This is a genomic window from Fervidicella metallireducens AeB, assembly GCF_000601455.1.
Taxonomy (GTDB): Bacteria; Bacillota; Clostridia; order Clostridiales; family Caloramatoraceae; genus Fervidicella; species Fervidicella metallireducens.
Window position 1 is genome coordinate 22938 of the sequence record NZ_AZQP01000035.1, and the last position, 7066, is coordinate 30003.

The 7066-nt window shown below is 34.9% G+C and carries 5 protein-coding genes, 9 tRNA genes and 1 pseudogene; 2 read left to right on the top strand and 13 right to left on the bottom strand.

Annotation, left to right across the window (positions count from 1 at the left end):
- Positions 1-35: 35 nt before the first annotated feature.
- Positions 36-1076 carry an alkaline phosphatase family protein gene (locus Q428_RS10385; protein WP_035380702.1) on the top strand — a complete coding sequence of 347 codons (1041 nt, stop codon included), beginning with the start codon at positions 36-38 and terminating at the stop codon, positions 1074-1076.
- Positions 1077-1140: 64 nt separating this feature from the next.
- Here Q428_RS10385 and Q428_RS10390 read toward each other — a convergent pair whose 3' ends face one another.
- From Q428_RS10390 to hflX, 5 genes and pseudogenes are all read right to left on the bottom strand, one after another.
- Positions 1141-1938, bottom strand: coding sequence for a TPM domain-containing protein (locus Q428_RS10390; RefSeq protein ID WP_035380704.1), 798 nt, complete (start codon positions 1936-1938; stop codon positions 1141-1143).
- Between the two features lie 13 nt (positions 1939-1951).
- The gene (locus Q428_RS10395) at positions 1952-2512 is read right to left on the bottom strand and encodes a LemA family protein (RefSeq protein ID WP_035380706.1); all 561 of its coding nucleotides are present in this window, start codon (positions 2510-2512) and stop codon (positions 1952-1954) included.
- 256 nt (positions 2513-2768) lie between these two features.
- Positions 2769-2844 (bottom strand) — tRNA-Gln (locus Q428_RS10400).
- A gap of 13 nt (positions 2845-2857) precedes the next feature.
- Positions 2858-2933: transfer RNA gene (locus Q428_RS10405), tRNA-Gln, on the bottom strand.
- 66 nt (positions 2934-2999) lie between these two features.
- A pseudogene (gene hflX / locus Q428_RS10410) lies at positions 3000-4806 on the bottom strand (GTPase HflX).
- A 192-nt stretch (positions 4807-4998) separates the two neighbouring features.
- Between hflX and hpt the strand changes: the two are divergent.
- A complete protein-coding gene (gene hpt / locus Q428_RS10415; protein WP_035380708.1) occupies positions 4999-5523 on the top strand; it encodes a hypoxanthine phosphoribosyltransferase in 525 nt (174 codons plus the stop codon).
- Positions 5524-5565: 42 nt separating this feature from the next.
- Here the strand turns inward: hpt and Q428_RS10420 are convergent, their stop codons facing one another.
- The 8 genes from Q428_RS10420 to Q428_RS10455 all read right to left on the bottom strand — a co-directional run bounded on the left by Q428_RS10420 (position 5566) and on the right by Q428_RS10455 (position 7053).
- Positions 5566-6309, bottom strand: coding sequence for a peptidylprolyl isomerase (locus tag Q428_RS10420; RefSeq protein ID WP_035380710.1), 744 nt, complete (start codon positions 6307-6309; stop codon positions 5566-5568).
- A gap of 129 nt (positions 6310-6438) precedes the next feature.
- Positions 6439-6514 (bottom strand) — tRNA-Phe (locus tag Q428_RS10425).
- Positions 6515-6525: 11 nt separating this feature from the next.
- Positions 6526-6613, bottom strand: a tRNA-Leu gene (locus Q428_RS10430).
- A gap of 27 nt (positions 6614-6640) precedes the next feature.
- Positions 6641-6716, bottom strand: a tRNA-Pro gene (locus tag Q428_RS10435).
- A 4-nt stretch (positions 6717-6720) separates the two neighbouring features.
- Positions 6721-6795: transfer RNA gene (locus Q428_RS10440), tRNA-Glu, on the bottom strand.
- A gap of 8 nt (positions 6796-6803) precedes the next feature.
- A tRNA-Met gene (locus Q428_RS10445) sits at positions 6804-6880 on the bottom strand.
- Between the two features lie 9 nt (positions 6881-6889).
- A tRNA-Ile gene (locus tag Q428_RS10450) sits at positions 6890-6966 on the bottom strand.
- Positions 6967-6973: 7 nt separating this feature from the next.
- Positions 6974-7053: transfer RNA gene (locus tag Q428_RS10455), tRNA-Asp, on the bottom strand.
- Positions 7054-7066 lie beyond the last annotated feature (13 nt).

Consider the following 7066-nt stretch of genomic DNA (forward strand, 5'->3'; position numbering starts at 1 on the left):
TATTTTGTGCAAAAATTATTAATGGAGATGATTTTATGAAAAACCGGCAGCTGATATTAATATTTGTTTTATACTTACTTCTATTCAATAATAACTTTTATTTCTTTCAAAGCAGTATATATGGGCTTCAGACTCAGCCCCATTTAACTGATAGAAAGCTGTGCCTGATAATACTGGATGGCTTAAGGTTTGATGCAGCTGTTAAAATGCCATTTTTAAATAATATGTATAACTCAGATAAAGCCGTAATCTACAAAGGTTTATGTGAGGTTCCTTCAACATCAAGACCAGGGTATGAAAGAATTTTAACAGGAACTTCAACAAAAATCAACAATATTGATAATAACAACAAACACATACCATCTTTAATTCCAAATTTGTTCAGAATATCAAAAAATAATAGGCTCAAAACTGGATTTTGTGGATATTTCTGGGTAGAGGAGCTGTATCCATTAGATATTGATTACAGCTATTTTTATATAATACGAGATGGTACTACCTTTGAAAAGAGTGTGGAGATGATAGAAAAATACCAGCCAGATTTTATGGTAATACATCCTATGTCCATCGATAACTTTGGTCATAAATACGGAGGTATTTCAAAGGAATATAAAGAAGAAGTAAAAAGAATAGATGATAAAATTAAAAATCTTTGGTACCTAATTGAAAAAATGAATTATACCCTAATGTTAGTTTCTGATCACGGTCATAAAGATGAGGGTGGTCATGGTGATGATAATCCTGATTGTCTTCAGATACCCATATGTATAATAAGCAATGAAATCAATACCTTCTCACCGATAAATAACACAAACACAATAAGCCAAACTGACATTGCCCCTACAATTTGTGATATACTTGGAATTCCAAAAACAATATATATGACTGGAAATTCTTTAGTTAAACACGATAATCAAATTTATTTAATAAGAAAAATTTTTTCAGGAGGTATTGACTGCAATTTTCAGGACTTTTTTAATATGACCTCCATATTAACATATATAATTATTGCTTCTCAAACAGTTATATATTTTGCCTGCATGTTTGTAGCTATTAGATTATTTATTATAAATTAAAAAGCACTATCAAAATTTTATATGATAACTATATTTTGATAGTGCTTTAGGTTATTTATCTAATCTACCAACTGCCTGATGATCCTCCACCACCTGAAGAACCTCCACCAAATCCGCCTCCAGATGAACCACCACCAAATCCGCCTCCACCAAAACCTCCGCGACCGCCTCGACCGCCTCGGCCATTAAACAATAAAATAAATATCGTCCTCAATATTGCACCTTTAAACAAGATTCTATCAGTAAGAAAAAGTATTATAATCAGTAGTATTATTGGTATAGGTGGTATATCTACATTAACATTGTTATCAGTTCTTCCTTGTGGCTTTTCAATATCTGTATTTAAAGAGTCTAAAATGACATTATACTCCTTTGCTGCCTCTCTACACAAGACAGCATAACCATTTAAAACTCCACTGGAGTAATCATTGTCTTTAAAATAAGGTAATATATACTCATCTCTTATTCTTCCTGTTTTACCATCTGGCAATGCTCCCTCAAGACCATAGCCAACTTCAATTCTCATTTTTCTATCCTTAACTGCAACTAGTAATAATACACCATTGTTTTTTTCCTTATTACCTATTCCCCAGCTTCTAAACAATTCATTGGCATATTCCTCAATAGTAGCATCACCAGTCGTTTCAATAACAGCTACAGTAATCTCTGCACCAGTCTTTTTATATAGTTCATCTCCAATTTGAATAATTTTATTTTTTGCTTCTTCTGAAATGATGTTAACATAATCATTGACATATTTGTATTCCGTAGGTTTTGGAATTGTCTCTTTGGCCAACACATTTGTCACCATTAGAATAGAAATGGTTAGAAAAAGGGCAAAAACCCTTTTTGTTAACTTCATTTAGTTGCCCTCCTTAAAAGTTTACTTTAGGAGTTTTTTGTGCATCCTGAGATGCTTCAAAATAAGGTTTTTCTTCAAAACCAAACATATTAGCAAAAATAACTGTTGGGAATTTCTTTATCTTTACATTATAGGCTCTGACAGTATCGTTATAGTCCTTCCTTGCAACAGCTATCCTATTTTCAGTACCAGCTAATTCATCCATAAGTTGCCTGAAATTAGCGTCAGCCTTTAAATTAGGATAATTCTCCACTACAACAAGTAGTCTTGAAAGAGCACCATTTAACTGTTCATTTGCTGCTGCCTGCTCTGGTATACTTTTTGCACCAGCAAGTTTCGCCCTTGCATCAGCTATATTATTAAGTACTTCCTTTTCATGTTTTGCATAACCCTTTACAGTTTCAACAAGATTCGGAATCAAATCTGCCCTTCTTTGAAGATTATTTTGAATCTGCGCATAAGAATTATTTACCTTTTCATTATAGGACACAAGACTATTGTAGGTTCCTCCTACCCAAAGTCCTAAAAAAGCAATTACTGCTAATGTTATTATCAATCCTTTAAATCTTTTCATTTAAACCCCTCCTTAAATAATTAGTACCATTTTAACATAGTAAATATATGTAATCAAACCTCCATTCATATAAACTTTGAATAAATCACTTTAAAAAAAGCCAATTAAAACTAAATTATGATATTAATATATATATTTTAATGATTACTTTAAAATTCTTGACTTTAATAAAGTTGCTGAAATTAGACATTAATTAACTGGAGAATTATTAATGGGTTTATCCTTGGATAAAAAAAAGATGGTAAATACCATCTTTTGGCTGCCGAGGTAGGACTCGAACCCACGAATGCCTGGTCCAGAGCCAGGTGCCTTACCGACTTGGCGACTCGGCATCATAATAAGATTTGGCTGCCGAAGTAGGACTCGAACCCACGAATACCTGGTCCAGAGCCAGGTGCCTTACCAACTTGGCGATTCGGCAACACTAACATCTTATATTATATCATATTTTTTTAAATTTGCAACATCCTCAAATGTAACTCATTTTTTACTGTATTTCATATTCCCTAACCCTGCCGAATATATCTGGCGTTGTTTTAATTTCTACATAAATGCCATCTTCACGATAATCTTCCTTTTCAACACAGTTGTTTTCATGAAGATAAGAAATTACCTTTCCTTCGCTGTATGGGATTAATAAAGAGGCTGAAATAAAATTTTTATAAATTTCTTTTTCTACCATTTCTAATAGAATATCTAGATTGATGTTTTTCAGTGCAGAAACTTCAATAGTGTTATCATATTTGCTTCTTAAAATTGAAAGTCCATCTTCATCAGCCATATCAATCTTATTTAAAACAAGAATAACTTTTTTATCTTCTGCTCCGATTTCCCTTAAAACGCCGTTTACAGTTTCTATCTGAGCAACTGCATTTTTATTTGATGCATCAACAACATGAAGAATTAGATCACTATAAACAACCTCTTCAAGTGTTGATTTAAATGCTTCAATTAAATCATGGGGTAGCTTTCTAATAAAACCTACTGTATCAGAAAACAGTGCATCCTTACCTGATGGCAAAGTAACAAGCCTTGTTGTTGTATCCAAAGTTGCAAATAACATATTGGCTTCTAAAACCTTCTCCTTTTCAACTCCGGCAAGCTCACATAGTTTATTTCTCAAGGTTGATTTACCAGCATTTGTATATCCAGCAAGGGAGACAACAGGAATTTCATTTGACTTTCTTCTTTCTCTTTGTAGACTTCTGGTTTTTTTTATGTCATTAAGTTCCCTCTGAAGATCATAAATTCTCTCCCTTATATGTCTTTTGTCAGTTTCAAGCTTCTTTTCTCCAGGACCTCTGGTTCCAATACCTCCACCTGTTCTTGAAAGACTTCCGCCAATTCCTATAAGCCTAGGAAGCCTATACTTTAGCTGTGCAAGCTCTACCTGAATTTTTCCTTCCCTTGATTTTGCTCTTTGAGCAAAAAATATCTAATATCAAAGTTGTTCTGTCTATTACTTTACAGCCAAGAATTTCTTCTAAGTTTCTTACCTGTGCACCACTTAGCTCATCATCAAAGACAACTGTATTTGCCATAACACTTTGTCTTAAAAGTGAAATTTCGTTTGCCTTACCGCTACCTATATAGGTTGCCGGATCTATCTTTGATTTTTTCTGAATAATTTTATGTACAACCTCTCCACCTGCTGTTTCCACAAGTTCAGCTAATTCATCTATAGATTCTTCCGGAGTATAAAGATCGGTGCTGGCCATTGAAACTAATATAGCTCGTTCATTTTCATCATTATAGACCTGATGAATTCTATCATAAACATCACGCTCTATCTCTTGAACAAGATTTAAAATATTTATTTCATACATGGATTCAATACTGTATGGTCCTGCAAAATATACCTCTTCTAATAATCGACCTTCTTCCGCCTTCAAATATCCAAGTGAAAACTCATTTGCACCATTTTCATTAATACTTACAGCAACCATACAATCAAATTTTAAACTAATCAGAGCTGTAACATCAACAGGAGATAACTTGGCATCTCCCCCTGGATGAGTATGGATACACCTGATACCTGAAAGTCCTGACTCATTTCTTTTTTCAGTAAGGGCTTCAAGACTTACCGTATTGCTGTCTCCAACTGCAATATCAACAACCTTTCCTCTCCTGTTTATATACACAGATATCTCTTTGTTGATGTTGTTTGAAATTCTACATATAATATCTAAGATTTCTCTAGAAATAATATAATTTTTATCACAATTCATCTCATATAATTCTTCAAGAGTTTGAATATATATTTTTTTAATTCCTTCTAAATTGCCCCTTATCATCTTCATTCCTCCCTAATCGACAGCAATATTTAAACATACAAAAATCAACATTCAAAGGTGGGTCAATAATAATATTAACATTACTTCCTGAATTCAACAACATATATATCCAACCTCTCCAATACCTTGACAAATACTTATCATATATTTTATATTAGATTTAATACTTAAGGAAATTATGGAGGTAGTATGATGGAAGGAAAGAAGGAAAATATACTGATTTCTGCTGAAGAAATTGCTGCAAAGGTTTCAGAAATAGGCAAAACTATATCAAAGGACTATGAAGGAAAGAAACTTTATGTTCTATCACTTTTAAGAGGCAGCTTTATCTTTACTGCAGACCTGGTTAGACAAATCGATGTTCCTGTGAAAATTGGTTTTATGGCAACATCAAGCTATGGACACAGTGAGACTTCAACAGGCGTTGTTAAGGTTGTTCAAGACATTGCCGATTATATAGAGGGATACGACGTTTTAATAGTTGATGATATTGTTGACTCTGGAATAACTATGAAATTTGTAAAGGAGCACCTTGAGAAATTTAATCCTGCAAGTATTAAATGTTGTGTACTGCTAGATAAACCATCAAGAAGAAAAGTTGAATTAGTACCTGAATATGCATGCTTTACAATACCTGATCTATTCGTTGTAGGCTATGGTTTAAATTATGGAGATTATTATAGAAACAAACCATATGTGTTTAACTGGGAATCTTAAAAAAGAGCTGTGGCACAAAATCCCTTGTGCCACAGCTCCTTTTTATTTATATTCTATATCATATTTACCCTTTAATTCCTCAATTAAATTCATATAAACATTATTTTGCTTTTCTTGAGTCAGTTGATTTATTATCATTCCCTTAACTTCATCAAATGGTTTTACTGAAGCTTCCTTTTTATCTTCAACAAGTATTATATGATATCCAAATTGAGTTTTAACAGGAGCACTTATAACTCCAACTTCCAACGCAAATGCAGCCTGTTCAAATTCAGGAACCATAACCCCCCTTGAGAAATAACCCAAATCTCCTCCCTGTGCTTTAGAAGGACATGATGAAAATAGTTGAGCTGTTTCTTCAAAAGTCATACCATTATTGATTACCTCAATAACTTGTTTAGCTTTTTCTTCACTTTCAACAAGTATATGCTTTGCCTTCACCTGCTCCATATCCATAAAATACTCTTTATTATCATTATAGTATTTTTCTGCTTCACTCTCTTCAACCTTTATTGACTTAATAGCTTCTTGTATGGCCATTTGAGTTAAAATAGCCTTTCTTGCTTCCTCAAGTTGAAATTTATAATCTTCTCTCTCTTCAAAGTTATTATCAGAAGCAAAGTTATATAGTAATTCCCAGGCTACCAGCTGTTCTAATAATTGCTTTCTACCTTCATCTGTTCTGAAAAAACTTTGTCTGTCTGCTGGAAATCTTGATGCAGCATAATTAAGATGTCCTTCTGTTATTTCTACACCATTGACTACAGCTAAAATCTTTTTTTCCATATTTAGTCTCCTTTTCATATGTATTATATTTTTCTTCATATAATAACACAACTAACCTTGTATAACAACCCAAAACACTGTTATGTAGTTTCTGCAAATAAAAAAATCCTCACAAATTGTGAAGATTGGTGGTGCCCAGAGCCGGAATCGAACCAGCGACACGGGGATTTTCAGTCCCCTGCTCTACCGACTGAGCTATCTGGGCATAAATATAAATGGTGCGGGAGATGGGACTTGAACCCATACGCCTTATTCAGACCCAGGATTTTAAGTCCTGTGCGTCTGCCGATTCCGCCACTCCCGCATGATATAAACTGATATATATTTTAAATGGTCGGGGTGACAGGGATTGAACCTGCGACCTCATGGTCCCAAACCACGCGCGCTCCCATCTGCGCCACACCCCGAAAATGGTGACCCCTAGGGGAATCGAACCCCTGTTACCACCGTGAAAGGGTGGTGTCTTGACCGCTTGACCAAGGGGCCATATATAGTGGTGGCGGCGAAGGGAGTCGAACCCCTGACACTTCGGGTATGAACCGAATGCTCTGGCCATCTGAGCTACGCCGCCATATTGAATTGGTGGGCCTTCAGGGACTCGAACCCCGGACCAACCGGTTATGAGCCGGTTGCTCTAACCAACTGAGCTAAAGGCCCTAATATATGGCGACCCAGAAGGGGCTCGAACCCTCGACCTCCGGCGTGACAGGCCGGCACTCTAACCAACTGAGCTACTACTGGGCCATATAAATCCGGC

Bases quoted from the DNA above. Each gene is read 5' to 3' on its own strand.
- Q428_RS10385 (WP_035380702.1), top strand. From the start codon at position 36: ATGAAAAACCGGCAGCTGATATTAATATTTGTTTTATACTTACTTCTA.
- Q428_RS10390 (WP_035380704.1), bottom strand. From the start codon at position 1,938: ATGAAGTTAACAAAAAGGGTTTTTGCCCTTTTTCTAACCATTTCTATT.
- Q428_RS10395 (WP_035380706.1), bottom strand. From the start codon at position 2,512: ATGAAAAGATTTAAAGGATTGATAATAACATTAGCAGTAATTGCTTTT.
- hpt (WP_035380708.1), top strand. From the start codon at position 4,999: ATGGAAGGAAAGAAGGAAAATATACTGATTTCTGCTGAAGAAATTGCT.
- Q428_RS10420 (WP_035380710.1), bottom strand. From the start codon at position 6,309: ATGGAAAAAAAGATTTTAGCTGTAGTCAATGGTGTAGAAATAACAGAA.